The sequence below is a fragment of the Actinomycetospora sp. C-140 genome (assembly GCF_054796175.1).
Window position 1 is genome coordinate 114,622 of record NZ_JBTWNF010000016.1, and the last position, 13,087, is coordinate 127,708.

12 protein-coding genes are annotated in these 13,087 nt (G+C 73.2%); all 12 read left to right on the forward strand.

The features are described from left to right. Positions 1-2: 2 nt before the first annotated feature. The 12 genes from ACR9E3_RS24160 to nuoI all read left to right on the forward strand — a co-directional run bounded on the left by ACR9E3_RS24160 (position 3) and on the right by nuoI (position 13,070). Positions 3-605 carry a DUF3592 domain-containing protein gene (locus tag ACR9E3_RS24160; protein WP_460383169.1) on the forward strand — a complete coding sequence of 201 codons (603 nt, stop codon included), beginning with the start codon at positions 3-5 and terminating at the stop codon, positions 603-605. Then, positions 602-1,312 carry a demethylmenaquinone methyltransferase gene (locus tag ACR9E3_RS24165; RefSeq protein WP_460383170.1) on the forward strand — a complete coding sequence of 237 codons (711 nt, stop codon included), beginning with the start codon at positions 602-604 and terminating at the stop codon, positions 1,310-1,312. Before ACR9E3_RS24160 ends, ACR9E3_RS24165 begins: the two co-directional genes overlap by 4 nt. 280 nt (positions 1,313-1,592) lie before the next feature. After that, entirely contained in the window at positions 1,593-3,005 is a 1,413-nt protein-coding gene (locus ACR9E3_RS24170) for a geranylgeranyl reductase family protein (protein WP_460383230.1), read from the forward strand. A 165-nt stretch (positions 3,006-3,170) separates the two neighbouring features. Beyond that, positions 3,171-3,536 (forward strand): NADH-quinone oxidoreductase subunit A, encoded by a 366-nt coding sequence (locus ACR9E3_RS24175; RefSeq protein ID WP_285648799.1) that lies wholly within the window; start codon positions 3,171-3,173, stop codon positions 3,534-3,536. Positions 3,537-3,538: 2 nt separating this feature from the next. Further along, positions 3,539-4,135, forward strand: a complete 597-nt coding sequence (locus ACR9E3_RS24180) for a NuoB/complex I 20 kDa subunit family protein (protein WP_285648798.1) — start codon at positions 3,539-3,541, stop codon at positions 4,133-4,135. Positions 4,136-4,298: 163 nt separating this feature from the next. Then, positions 4,299-4,943, forward strand: coding sequence for an NADH-quinone oxidoreductase subunit C (locus ACR9E3_RS24185; protein WP_460383232.1), 645 nt, complete (start codon positions 4,299-4,301; stop codon positions 4,941-4,943). Further along, the gene (locus tag ACR9E3_RS24190) at positions 4,940-6,265 is read left to right on the forward strand and encodes an NADH-quinone oxidoreductase subunit D (RefSeq protein ID WP_460383171.1); all 1,326 of its coding nucleotides are present in this window, start codon (positions 4,940-4,942) and stop codon (positions 6,263-6,265) included. The genes ACR9E3_RS24185 and ACR9E3_RS24190 overlap by 4 nt, the downstream gene beginning before the upstream one ends. A gap of 56 nt (positions 6,266-6,321) precedes the next feature. Further along, complete coding sequence (nuoE, locus tag ACR9E3_RS24195; RefSeq protein ID WP_460383233.1) at positions 6,322-7,059, forward strand: NADH-quinone oxidoreductase subunit NuoE; 738 nt, start codon at positions 6,322-6,324, stop codon at positions 7,057-7,059. Next, positions 7,056-8,387 (forward strand): NADH-quinone oxidoreductase subunit NuoF, encoded by a 1,332-nt coding sequence (nuoF, locus tag ACR9E3_RS24200; RefSeq protein WP_460383173.1) that lies wholly within the window; start codon positions 7,056-7,058, stop codon positions 8,385-8,387. The genes nuoE and nuoF overlap by 4 nt, the downstream gene beginning before the upstream one ends. Continuing rightward, a complete protein-coding gene (locus ACR9E3_RS24205) occupies positions 8,384-11,170 on the forward strand; it encodes an NADH-quinone oxidoreductase subunit G (RefSeq protein ID WP_460383175.1) in 2,787 nt (928 codons plus the stop codon). Before nuoF ends, ACR9E3_RS24205 begins: the two co-directional genes overlap by 4 nt. Continuing rightward, complete coding sequence (nuoH, locus tag ACR9E3_RS24210; protein WP_460383176.1) at positions 11,167-12,489, forward strand: NADH-quinone oxidoreductase subunit NuoH; 1,323 nt, start codon at positions 11,167-11,169, stop codon at positions 12,487-12,489. Before ACR9E3_RS24205 ends, nuoH begins: the two co-directional genes overlap by 4 nt. Continuing rightward, positions 12,489-13,070: an NADH-quinone oxidoreductase subunit NuoI gene (gene nuoI / locus ACR9E3_RS24215; RefSeq protein WP_460383177.1), complete on the forward strand. Its 582-nt coding sequence runs from the start codon at positions 12,489-12,491 to the stop codon at positions 13,068-13,070. Before nuoH ends, nuoI begins: the two co-directional genes overlap by 1 nt. Positions 13,071-13,087 lie beyond the last annotated feature (17 nt).

Consider the following 13,087-nt stretch of genomic DNA (forward strand, 5'->3'; position numbering starts at 1 on the left):
GGATGACGTGGCTGCGCGAGCTGGTGCGGCAGGCCCGGGAGCGGGTCGTGCCGGTGCTCGTCGCCGCCCGCGAGATCGTCCGCCCGGCCGGGCGCCGCGCGCCCGAGATCGTGGTCGTCGTCGGCCTGGTCGTCACCGTCCTGCTGGGGCTCGTGCTCGTCGCCGCGGCCCGCAACGACGCGCACATCGACGCGAACGAGGGCCGGGCGGTCGCCGAGGTGCTCGAGGGCGGGTCGCGCCCGCACACCTTCGTCCGGTTCACCGCCGACGACGGCGCCGTGCTCACCCCGGAGAAGGGCGTGTTCTACCCGCGCGGGCTCCAGCCGGGCCAGCTCGTCCGCGTCGAGTACGACCGCACCGACCCCGAGCTCGTCCGCGTCGCCGGCCGCACCTGGTCCGAGGGCCTCGTGCCCGTCGCGCTCGGGCTGGTCGTCCTGTGGGCCGTGCTCGCGCCGTCCGCGTGGCTGCTCGCCCGCGACCGCCGGCGCCGCCGCGACGCCGAGGCCCGCGCGCGGTGGCACGGGTCCCCGGTGCCGTCGGGCGCCGGGTCCGCCGACGAGCGTGAGGACGGCGAGCCGGAGATGGCCGGGGCGGGCTCGCGGTGAGCGCGGCGGGCACCCGCGCGCAGCTCGACCGGGACCCGAGCGCCGTCGCCCGGATGTTCGACGGCGTCGCCGCGCGCTACGACCTCACCAACACCGTGCTGTCGTTCGCCCAGGACGTCCGCTGGCGCCGTGCCACGCGGGAGGCGCTCGCCGTCGGTCCCGGCGACACGGTCGTCGACGTCGCCGCCGGCACCGGCGTGTCGACCGTGGAGCTGGCCCGCACCGGCGCCCGCTGCCTCGCCACCGACTTCTCGCTGGGCATGCTGCGCACCGGGCGCTCGCGGGCCGCGACGGCCGGGCTGCCGTTCGTCGCCGCGGACGCCCTGCACCTGCCGGTGCCCGACGCCTCGGTCGACGCGGTCGTCATCTCCTTCGGGCTGCGCAACACCGTCGACCCGGACGCCGCGCTCGCCGAGTTCGCCCGCGTCACGAAGCCCGGCGGGACCCTCGCGGTCTGCGAGTTCTCCCGCCCGGTCTGGGCGCCGTTCCGCCGCGTCTACACCGATTACCTCATGCGCGCGCTGCCCCGCGTGGCCCGCGCGGTGAGCTCGAACCCCGACGCGTACGTCTACCTCGCCGAGTCGATCCGCGCCTGGCCCGACCAGGCCGCCCTCGCCGAGCGGATCGCCGCGGCGGGCTGGCGCTCGGTGGCCTGGCGCGACCTCACCGGCGGCATCGTCGCCCTCCACACCGCCACCCGCCCCTGACCTGACGCACGGGGTGGTGTCAGCCTGGCGTCCACGCTGACACTCAACGTCAGTATTCCCGCCACGATCACGCGGCCCCCGGCCGTGGACGGCCTCCGGCTCGAGCTGGTGGATTTCCTGACGACCAACGTCAGTGCTTCGCCTCCGGCGCGGCAGCTCCGCTTCGCTGCGTGCCGCCCGTGGACGCCGGGCTGGCACCCGCCGACCCCCGGACGCGGCGTGTTCGCCGGCCTCCCGACACCGGATCCACACCACCCTCGGCGGGCGATCTCGACACACGATCCCTACACTCCCGGGTGCCGAGCTAGTGAACGAATTCACAAGGGAGCCAGTCGCCGTGTCCGCCACCACCGGAGCGCGCCGCAGCCCCGACAGCGACGCCGACGTCGTGGTCGTGGGTGCCGGTCCCGCGGGCTCCACGGTGGCCACGTACCTGGCGCGCGCCGGCCTCGACGTCCTCGTGCTGGAGAAGGCCACGTTCCCGCGGGAGAAGGTCTGCGGCGACGGCGTCACCCCGCGCGGGGTCAAGCAGCTCGTCGACCTCGGCGTCGACACCCGCGAGGAGGCCGGCTGGCGCCACCAGCGCGGGCTGCGGGTCGTCGGCGGCGGCGCGAGCGTCGAGCTCGACTGGCCCGAGCTCGCCAGCTACCCCGCCTACGGCCTCGTGCGCACCCGCCGCGACTTCGACCAGATGCTCGCCGACCACGCCCGCGCCGCCGGTGCGCGCGTCGAGGAGGGCGTCTCGGTCGCCGGCACGACGGTCGACGAGCGCACCGGGCGGGTCACCGGCGTGGAGGCGCGCCGCGGGCCGGAGCGCACGCCCGCCACCGTCACCGCCCCCCTCGTCGTCGCCTGCGACGGCGTCGGCGCGCGCACCGCCCTGAGCCTCGGCATCGCCAAGCGCGACGACCGCCCGCTCGGCGTCGCGGTCCGCCGGTACTACACGAGCCCGCGCCACGACGACGCCTACCTCGAGACCCACCTCGGGCTCCACGACCGGCCCGGCGTCGGCGCCGACCTGCACGGCGGCTACGGCTGGATCTTCGGGATGGGCGACGGCACCGCCAACGTCGGGCTCGGCGTCCTCGCGACGCAGCAGGGCGACAAGCGCGACTACCGGGCGATGCTGCGCTCCTGGCTCGACGGCCTGCCCGCGGCGTGGGGCCTGACCGAGGACAACGCCACCGGCCCGATCGGCGGCGCCGCGCTGCCGATGGGGATGAGCCGCACCCCGCTCTACCGCGACGGCCTCGTGCTCGTCGGCGACGCAGGCGGCATGGTCAACCCCTTCAGCGGCGAGGGCATCGCCTACGCGCTGCAGTCCGCGGCGCTCGCCGCCGAGTGCGTCGTGCAGGCGATGGCCCGGCCCGAGGGGCCCGGCCGCGAACGCGCCCTGGCCGCGTACCCGGCGGCGGTGCGCCACGCGCTGGGCAGCTACTACCGCGTCGGCAACCGGGCGGCGGGAGCGCTGGGGCGCCCGCGGTTCATGCACCACGCCCTGCGGCTCGGCCTGCCGCGGCGGCGGGTCATGGGTGCCGCGCTCAAGCTCTTCGCCGGTCTGACCGACGGCCGTGACGGGGACGCGGGCGACCGCGTGCTCGAGCTCGCCCTGCGGATGGTGCCGCCGCTGCGGGACGCACCCCCGCCCGAGAGCACGGGTCGACGCGCGAAGGAGGTGTCGCGGGCGGCCTGACGCGGCCGCCGAGGTTAGGACGCCCTCATCGGATCACCGGGCGGGCGTCCTCATTAGGGTCGCCCTCGCCCGTCGAGCGTGATCCGCGGCACGGCCCCCGGCGTGGGCCGGGCCACCCACCACGTGACTCCCGATGCGCAGCACCTCAGGAGGGAAGGAGCGACGATGCTGGACCCCTACGTCCCGCTCATCGTCATGTTCGCGCTCGCGGCGGCGTTCGGGCTGTTCTCGGTGACCGCCGCGCCGTTCATCGGACCCCACCGCTACAACCGCGCGAAGCTCGACTCCTACGAGTGCGGCATCGAACCCTCACCGCAGCCGGTCGCCGGCGGCGGTCGCATCCCGGTGGCCTACTACCTCACGGCGATGCTGTTCATCCTCTTCGACATCGAGATGGTCTTCCTCTACCCGTTCGCGGTGAACATCGACGCGCTCGGGTTGTTCGGCCTCGTCGAGATCGTGCTGTTCGTGGCCACCGTCGCGTTCGCCTACGCCTACGTGTGGCGTCGCGGCGGGCTGGACTGGAGCTAGACATGGGACTGGAAGAGAAGCTCCCGAACGGGATCGTGCTGGCCAGCGTCGAGAGCCTGGTCAACTGGACCCGCAAGGCGTCGCTGTGGCCCGCCACCTTCGGGCTGGCGTGCTGCGCGATCGAGATGATGACCTCGGGCGCCCCGCGCTACGACCTCGGCCGCTTCGGCATGGAGGTCTTCCGACCGAGCCCCCGCCAGGCCGACCTGATGATCGTCGCGGGCCGCGTGACCAACAAGATGGCCCCGGTCCTGCGCCAGATCTACGACCAGATGGCCGAGCCCCGCTGGGTGCTCGCCATGGGCGTCTGCGCCTCGTCGGGCGGCATGTTCAACAACTACGCCGTCGTGCAGGGCGTCGACCACGTCGTGCCCGTCGACATGTACCTGCCGGGCTGCCCGCCGCGCCCGGAGATGCTCATCGACGCCATCCTCAAGCTGCACCAGAAGATCCAGGCCGAGCCGCTCGGCCCGGTGCGCGCCGAGCTGGCCGCCGAGCGCCGCGCCCAGGGCGAGAAGCTCGAGCTGCTGCCGTCGTCGGAGAAGTACGCGAAGAAGGACCGCAAGACGGGGGAGGCGAAGGCCGAGCATGTCTGGTGATCCCGGCAAGGACGAGAAGCCCGAGACCCCCGGCACCGGCGCCGGCGGCGCGAGCGGGCCGACGGGCGCGTCGAACCCCGGCTCGGCCGGCACGGCGTTCGGCCCCCAGGAGATCGCGCGCCGCGACGTCAGCGGTTCCGCCGCCGGCCGGGCCCGCGAGGGGATGTTCGGCATCCAGGGCTCGGGCGACACGACGGGCTTCGGCGGCCTGCGCCTGCCCGGCTACGCCCCGGCCCCGGCCGAGCGCCCCTACGGCGGCTGGTTCGACGAGGTCGCCGACGAGGCCGCCGCGGCGCTCGCCGACGACGCCGACGCCCCCGGCGTCGACTTCGACACGTGCGTCCACCAGGTGACCGTCGACCGCGGCGAGATGACCTGGTACGTCGACCGCGAGCACCTCGTGAAGCTCGCCCGCACCCTGCGCGACGACCCCGCGCTGCGCTTCGAGTTCTGCTCCGGGGTCTCGGGCGTCGACTACGGCGAGGGCGTGCCGCAGCAGCTGCACGTCGTGGTCCACCTGCTGTCGATGACCTACCGGCGCCGGCTGCGCCTCGAGGTCGCCCTCGAGCTCGACGACGCGCACTGCCCGTCCCTGGTCGACGTCTACCCGACGGCCGACTGGCACGAGCGCGAGACCTGGGACATGTTCGGCATCGTCTTCGACGGCCACCCGAGCCTGACCCGGATCCTCATGCCGGACGACTGGAACGGCCACCCGCAGCTCAAGAGCTACCCGCTCGGCGGCATCCCCGTGGAGTACCACGACGCGGAGATCCCGCCGCCCGACCAGCGGAGGGCCTACACGTGAGCACCACACACGACGACCCCTACGCCGCCACCAGCCGCGAGACCACCGAGGGCACCGTCTACACGGTCACCGGTGGCGACTGGGACGAGATGGTCGACCAGACCGCGGGCGACGAGCGCATCGTCATCAACATGGGTCCGCAGCACCCGTCGACGCACGGCGTGCTGCGCCTCGTGCTGGAGCTGCAGGGCGAGGTCGTCACCGACGCGCGCCTGGTCATCGGCTACCTGCACACCGGCATCGAGAAGAACTGCGAGTACCGCACCTGGACCCAGGGCGTCACCTTCGTGACGCGGGCGGACTACCTCGCGCCGATCTTCAACGAGACGGCCTACTGCCTCTCGACCGAGCGCCTGCTCGGCATCGAGGTGCCCGAGCGCGCCGCGACGATCCGCGTGCTCCTCATGGAGATCAACCGGATCGGCTCGCACCTGGTCGCCCTCGCCACGGGCGGCATGGAGCTCGGGGCCCTGACCGGCATGACCAACGGCTTCCGGGAGCGCGAGGAGGTCCTGCACCTGCTCGAGTTCCTCACCGGCCTGCGCATGAACCACGCGTTCATCCGCCCCGGCGGGGTCGTGCAGGACCTGCCCGAGGGCTACGAGGAGCGCATCCGGTCGTTCATCTCGGTCATGCGCGAGCGGCTGCCCGGCTTCCACAAGCTGCTCACCGGCAACCGCATCTGGCGCCAGCGCCTCGAGGGCGTCGGCTACCTGCCGGTCGACGGCTGCCTCGCCCTCGGCGTCACCGGGCCGATCCTGCGGTCGGCGGGGCTGGCCTGGGATCTCCGCGAGGTGGACCCGTACCTCGGCTACGAGCACTACGACTTCGAGGTGCCCACCGAGACCGCCGCCGACAGCTTCGCCCGCTACCTGCTGCGGGTCGAGGAGATGAACCAGTCGCTGCGGATCATCGAGCAGGCCCTCGACCGTCTCGAGCCGGGCCCGGTCATGATCCAGGACGCGAAGATCGCCTGGCCCGCGAAGCTGTCGATCGGTGCGGACGGCATGGGCAACTCCCTCGAGCACGTCCGCCAGATCATGGGCCAGTCGATGGAGTCCCTGATCCACCACTTCAAGCTGGTCACCGAGGGCTTCAAGGTCCCGCCGGGCCAGGCCTACGTGCCGATCGAGTCGCCCCGCGGCGAGATGGGCGCGCACCTGGTGTCCGACGGCGGCACCCGCCCCCTGCGCGTGCACATGCGCGACCCCAGCTTCGTGAACCTGCAGTCCGCGCCGGCGATGTCGGAGGGCGGCATGGTCTCCGACGTCATCGCCGCGCTGGCCTCGCTGGATCCCGTGATGGGGGGGTGTGACCGTTGAGCCCGCTGCCGCCCGAGGCGCCGCCGCAGGCCCCGCCGGTGGACGCCGCGCACGCCATCGACGAGGCCGGCGGCACGGTCGCCCAGCACGGTGAGCTCGCGTCGGTCGACACCACGGTGTTCGACGGCGTGCGCGAGCGCGCCGCGGCGATCCTGCTGCGCTACCCCGAGCCGCGCTCGGCGCTGCTGCCGCTGCTGCACCTCACCCAGCACGTCGAGGGCCACGTCTCCCGGGCCGGCATCGCGTTCTGCGCGGAGGTCCTGGGGATCACGACGGCCGAGGTGTCGGCGGTCGCGACCTTCTACACGATGTACAAGCGCGAGCCCGTGGGCCGCCACCTCGTCAGCGTCTGCACCAACACGCTGTGCGCGGCGCTGGGCGGCGACGACATCTACGCCGCGGTGCGCGAGCGTCTCGACGGCATCGGTCACGAGCAGACGGCCGCGGACGGCTCGATGACGATCGAGCACGCCGAGTGCCTAGCCGCGTGCGACCTCGCGCCCGTGCTGACCGTCGACTACGAGTTCTTCGACAAGCAGACCGTCGACTCGGCGGTCGAGATCGTCGACGCGCTGCGGCGCGGGGAGAAGCCGCACCCGACGCGCGGGGCCCCGCTGACCGACTTCCGGTCGGTGGAGCTGCTGCTGGCCGGGTTCTTCGACGACCCGGCGGTCGGCGGTCTCGACGCCGTCGCGGGCCCGTCGGCGGCCGAGGAGAGCCTGCGCGGCGCCCGGCTCGCCGAGGAGCGCGGGTGGACGGCGCCGCCCGTGCCGGACGAGGGGAGTTCGTCATGACCGACCCGTTGACCCCGGTCCTGACCAAGCACTGGCTGGGACCCGAGTCGTGGACGCTGCGCCACTACACCGAGCTCGGCGGCTACGAGGCGCTGACGACGGCGCTGAACACCCCGGCCGACGACCTCATCGCCCTGATCAAGGACTCCGGGCTGCGCGGACGCGGCGGTGCCGGCTTCCCGACGGGCATGAAGTGGAGCTTCATCCCGCAGGCCAAGCCGGGCGAGGAGCCGACCGGCCCGGCGGCGAAGCCCAAGTACCTCGTCATCAACGCCGACGAGGGCGAGCCGGGCACCTGCAAGGACGTCCCGCTGATGATGGCCGACCCGCACTCGCTCATCGAGGGCTGCATCATCACCAGCTGGGCGATCCGCGCGCACTACTGCGCGATCTACGTGCGGGGCGAGGTCGTGCACTGCGTCCGGCGCCTGCACGCCGCGGTGCGCGAGGCCTACGAGGCCGGGCACCTGGGGCGGGACATCCACGGCACCGGCTTCGACCTCGACATCGTCGTGCACGCGGGCGCCGGGGCCTACATCTGCGGCGAGGAGACCGCGCTGCTCGACTCGCTCGAGGGGCGCCGCGGCCAGCCGCGCCTCAAGCCGCCGTTCCCGGCGACCGCGGGCCTCTACGCCGCGCCGACCGTCGTCAACAACGTCGAGACCATCGCGACCGTCCCGGCGATCGTGTCGGGCGGCAAGGACTGGTTCCGCACGATGGGCCGCGAGCGCTCGCCCGGCCCGAAGATCTTCTCGCTGTCCGGGCACGTCGAGCGGCCCGGGCAGTACGAGGCGCCGCTCGGCACCACGCTGCGCGAGCTCCTGGAGCTGGCCGGCGGCATGAAGGACGGCATCCCGCTGAAGTTCTGGACGCCGGGCGGGTCGTCGACGCCGCTGCTGACCGCCGAGCACCTCGACGTCCCGCTGGACTTCGAGGGCGCCACCGAGGCCGGCTCGATGCTCGGGACCACGGCGCTCATGATCTTCAACGAGACCGTGTCCGTGCCGTGGGCGGTCATGAAGTGGACCGAGTTCTACGAGCACGAGTCCTGCGGCAAGTGCACGCCGTGCCGCGAGGGCTGCTACTGGCTCGCCGGGATCCTGCGCCGGATGGTCGAGGGCAACGGCACCGAGGCCGACATCGACACGCTGCTCGACGTCTGCGACAACGTCCTCGGCCGCTCGTTCTGCGCCCTCGGCGACGGCGCGGTCTCCCCGATCACCAGCGGCATCAAGTACTTCCGCGAGGAGTTCGTCGCGCTCTGTGCGGCGCAGACCCGGCACCCGGAAGTCGAGAGGATCGTCGAGCTGAGCGGAGCCAGCGCGTGACACAGGCACCGGAGAAGACGGACGCCGAGGGCCCCCCGATCCCGGAGGGTCACGTCCGGCTCACGATCGACGACCATGTCGTCGACGCCCCGCAGGGCGAGCTGATCATCCGCACGTGCGAGCGGCTCGGCATCGTCGTCCCGCGCTTCTGCGACCACCCCTTGCTCGACCCGGCCGGCGCGTGCCGCCAGTGCCTGGTCGAGGTGGAGATGGGCGGGCGCAAGATGCCCAAGCCGCAGGCCAGCTGCACGATGACCGTGGCCCAGGACATGGTCGTCAACACCCAGATGACCTCGCCGGTCGCCGACAAGGCGCAGCAGGGCGTCATGGAGCTGCTGCTGATCAACCACCCGCTGGACTGCCCGATCTGCGACAAGGGCGGCGAGTGCCCCCTGCAGAACCAGGCGATGTCCTCGGGCCGGGCGGAGTCGCGGTTCGTCGAGGAGAAGCGGACCTTCGCCAAGCCGCTGCCGATCTCCGACGAGGTGCTGCTCGACCGCGAGCGCTGCGTGCTCTGTCAGCGCTGCACCCGGTTCTCGCGCCAGATCGCGGGCGACCAGTTCATCGAGCTGCTCGAGCGCGGCGCGCACCAGCAGATCGGCACCGAGGAGACCGCGTTCGGCGAGGGCGAGGACTTCCAGTCCTACTTCTCGGGCAACACCATCCAGATCTGCCCGGTCGGCGCGCTGACCTCGGCGTCGTACCGCTTCCGGTCGCGCCCGTTCGACCTCGTCTCCACCGCCGGCGTGGCCGAGCACGACAGCTCGGGCGCCGCGGTGCGCCGCGACTGGCGCCGGGGCGCGGTCACCCGCGTCCTCGCCGGCGACGACCCCGAGGTCAACGAGGAGTGGATCGACGACAAGACCCGCTTCGCCTTCCGCTACGCGCAGGCCGAGGGACGGATCACGCGCCCGCTGGTGCGCGGCGACGACGGCGAGCTGCACGAGGCGTCGTGGACCGACGCCCTCGAGCGCGCCGCCTCCCTCCTCGTCGCTGCGCGTGACGGCGAGGTGGTCAGCGAAGTGCCGTCGCAGACACTCAGCGTCCGTAACGGGACGTCGATCACCGAGGACGCCGAGGACGAGGACGCGGAGCGTGAGCCCAAGCGCGGCGTCGGCGTCCTGCCCGGCGGGCGTCTGACCGTCGAGGACGCCTACGCCTACGCGAAGTTCGCGCGCCTGGCGCTGGGCACCAACGACATCGACGCCCGCGCCCGCGCGCACTCGGGCGAGGAGCTCGACTTCCTCGCCGCGCACGTCGCCGGCACCGGTCTCGGCGTCACCTACGCCGACCTCGAGGAGGCCTCGACCGTCCTCACCGTCGCCCTCGAGGTCGAGGAGGAGGCGCCGGTCGTCTTCCTGCGGCTGCGCAAGGCGGCGCGTCAGGGCACGGCCGTGCACCACCTCGGCCAGTGGTCGACGCCGGCGGTCGTCAAGACCGGCGGCCACCTCGTGCCCTGCGCACCCGGCGGCGAGCCCGCCGCGCTCGACGCGCTGCCCGACGCCCTCGCCGCGGCGCTCACCCGTCCCGGCGCCGTCGTGCTCGTCGGCGAGCGTGCGGCCGAGGTGCCGGGCCTCTACGCCGCGGTCTCGGCCCTGGCGGACCGCAGCGGCGCGACGGTCGCGTGGATCCCCCGCCGCGCCGGTGAGCGCGGCGCGGTGGACGCCGGCGCCCTGCCGACCCTGCTACCGGGCGGCCGCCCGATCGACGACGTCGCCCGCGCCCAGCTCGCGTCGAGCTGGGGCGTGACGGAGCTGCCCGCGGCCCCGGGCCGCGACGCCGCGGCGATCCTGCGGGCGGCCGCGGCCGGTGAGCTCGCCGGCCTCGTGGTCGGCGGCGTCGAGATCGCCGACCTCCCGGACCCCGTGCTCGCGCGCGAGGCGCTGCGCGCGGCCGACGTGGTCGTGAGCCTCGAGCAGGCCCACTCCGAGGTGACGCGGTACGCCGACGTCGTCCTGCCCGTGGCGCCGGTGGTCAACAAGTCGGGCACCTTCCGCAACTGGGAGGGCCGCGATCGCCGCTTCGCCACCACCATCGACCCGTCCGGCGGGTCGTCGGGCCGGGTCGGCGGCACCGCGGCGATCACGCTGCCGGACTGCCGGGTGCTCGACACCCTCGCCGTCGAGATGGACGTCGACCTGTTCACCCAGACCCCGGAGGTCGCCGCGGCGGAGCTCGAGCGCCTCGGCGTCGCCCGCCCGGCGCAGCCGGCGCCGGTGCGCGGTCCCGACCACCCGGACCGCCCCGAGGGGCACCACGCCGCGCTGGTCGTCACCGAGGAGGAGTACCTCGTGGTGACGCCGGAGGGGCTCGCCGAGGTCGACGTCGTGTCGGTGGTCGAGGTGGACACCGACGACGTGGACGATGCCGACGCCGACCCCGACCAGGGGACGACGTCCAAGGACGAGGACCCCGGCCTCCGGCTCGCCACCTGGCGCCAGCTCCTCGACGGCGGCTCGCTGCTCGTCGACGAGCCCGAGCTCGCCGGCACGGCCCGCCCGCCGAAGATCCGCGTGTCGACCGCGACGGCGCAGCGGCTGGGCCTGCACGAGGACGACGTCGCGACGCTGGCGGGCCCGCGCGGGGAGCTGCACCTCGAGGTGGAGCTCGCCGACCTGCCCCTCGACGTCGTCTGGGCCCCGGCCCGCGTGGTCGAGCCGGGTGGCCCCGTCACCCTGGCCGGCCTCGGTCTCACCCACGGAGGGCCGGTCCGTGTGACGGGCTCGCGCGACGCCGGACGCGCAGCGCAGCGGAGCCGGACCGTTGACGGGAGCCAGAGGTGAACCCAGTCCCCCCGCCGGGGTACTACCAGACCCTGATCGCGGACGACCCGTTCTGGCTGACGCTGATCAAGGTCCTCGTGATCTTCGTCCTGCTGATGCTGATCACGCTGTTCATGATCTGGTTCGAGCGCCGGGTCGTGGGGCGGATGCAGCAGCGCCCGGGGCCGAACTGGAACGGGCCGTTCGGGCTGCTCCAGTCGCTGGCCGACGGGCTAAAGCTGGCGTTCAAGGAGGACATCCGCCCGGTCCTCGCCGACAAGGCGGTCTTCTTCATCGCGCCGGTGCTCTCGGTGGTGCCGGCGTTCGTCGCCTGGTCGGTGATCCCGCTCGGCCCGCAGGTCTCGATCTTCGGTGAGCAGACCGCGCTCCAGCTGACCGACCTGCCCGTCGGCGTGCTGGTGGTCCTCGCCTGCTCGTCGATCGGCGTCTACGGCATCGTGCTGGCGGGCTGGGCGTCCGGCTCGCCGTACCCGCTGCTCGGCAGCCTGCGCAGCGCCGCCCAGGTGATCTCCTACGAGCTCGCGCTCGGCCTCTCGATCATCGCGGTGGTGCTCTACTCCGGGTCGCTCTCGACCGCCGACATCGTGTCCGCGCAGGAGGGCGGCTGGTACATCTGGCTGCTCCCGGTCAGCTTCGTGATCTTCGCGGTGTCGATGGTCGGGGAGACGAACCGCGCGCCGTTCGACCTCCCCGAGGCCGAGTCCGAGCTGGTCGGCGGCTTCCACACCGAGTACTCGTCGCTGAAGTTCGCGCTGTTCTTCCTCGCCGAGTACGTCAACATGGTCACCCTCTCCGCGGTCGCCACGACGCTGTTCCTCGGCGGCTGGCGCGCCCCGTGGCCCCTGTCGCTGTGGGCCGGGGCGAACGAGGGCTGGTGGCCGCTGCTCTGGTTCTTCGGCAAGACGCTGGCGTTCCTGTTCGTCTACGTCTGGCTGCGAGGCACGCTGCCCCGCCAGCGCTACGACCAGTTCATGCGCCTGGGCTGGAAGCTGCTGATCCCGATCAGCCTGCTCTGGGTGGTGCTCGTGGCCACGCTGCGCGTGCTGCGCAGCGAGCTGACCACCGGCCAGATCCTCATCGTGGGCGGCGTGGTGCTGGTGCTGCTGGTCGGCGCCGCCCTGCTCATCCCCGACCAGGCGCCGCCGGAGGAGGACCCGGAGCCGCCGGTCGTCGCGGACTACCCCGTGCCACCGCTCGACCTCGCCGTCCCGCCGACCCCGAAACGCCGCCGCCGCGCGGTCGCGGGGTCGCGGGACAAGGAGAAGGAGAAGGACGGCGAGACGGTCGGCGCGGGCGCTGGACAGGAAGGAGACCGCTGATGGGCATGTTCGACGGGCTCGCCGGGTTCGGCGTGACCTTCTCGACGATGTTCCGCAAGGTCGTCACCGAGGACTACCCGCGGGTGAAGAAGGTGACCGCCCCGCGCTACCACGGGCGCCACCAGCTCAACCGCCATCCCGACGGCCTCGAGAAGTGCGTCGGCTGCGAGCTGTGCGCCTGGGCCTGCCCGGCCGACGCGATCTACGTCGAGGGCGGCGACAACACCGACGAGGAGCGCTACTCGCCGGGCGAGCGCTACGGCGCGATCTACCAGATCAACTACCTGCGCTGCATCGGCTGCGGCCTGTGCATCGAGGCGTGCCCGACGCGGTCGCTGACGATGACCAACGAGTACGAGCTCGCCGACGACGACCGCCAGGACCTGATCTACGACAAGGAGCGCCTGCTCGCGCCGCTGCTGCCGGGCATGGAGCAGCCGCCCCACCCGATGCGACTGGGCGAGGACGAGCAGGACTACTACGTGCAGGGCCCGGAGATGGCGCGCCGGCCCGACGTCCAGGACCAGGTCCGTGAGGAGATCCCGATGACGCCCGAGGCCGTGCCCGGGGAGGCCCGGTGAGCGCCCTGCTGGCGAGC

What these genes read in the sequence shown, in the direction of transcription:
- ACR9E3_RS24160 (WP_460383169.1), top strand. Translation starts at nt 3, where the DNA reads ATGACGTGGCTGCGCGAGCTGGTGCGGCAGGCCCGGGAGCGGGTCGTG.
- ACR9E3_RS24175 (WP_285648799.1), top strand. Translation starts at nt 3,171, where the DNA reads ATGCTGGACCCCTACGTCCCGCTCATCGTCATGTTCGCGCTCGCGGCG.
- ACR9E3_RS24180 (WP_285648798.1), top strand. Translation starts at nt 3,539, where the DNA reads ATGGGACTGGAAGAGAAGCTCCCGAACGGGATCGTGCTGGCCAGCGTC.
- ACR9E3_RS24185 (WP_460383232.1), top strand. Translation starts at nt 4,299, where the DNA reads ATGTTCGGCATCCAGGGCTCGGGCGACACGACGGGCTTCGGCGGCCTG.
- nuoF (WP_460383173.1), top strand. Translation starts at nt 7,056, where the DNA reads ATGACCGACCCGTTGACCCCGGTCCTGACCAAGCACTGGCTGGGACCC.
- nuoI (WP_460383177.1), top strand. Translation starts at nt 12,489, where the DNA reads ATGGGCATGTTCGACGGGCTCGCCGGGTTCGGCGTGACCTTCTCGACG.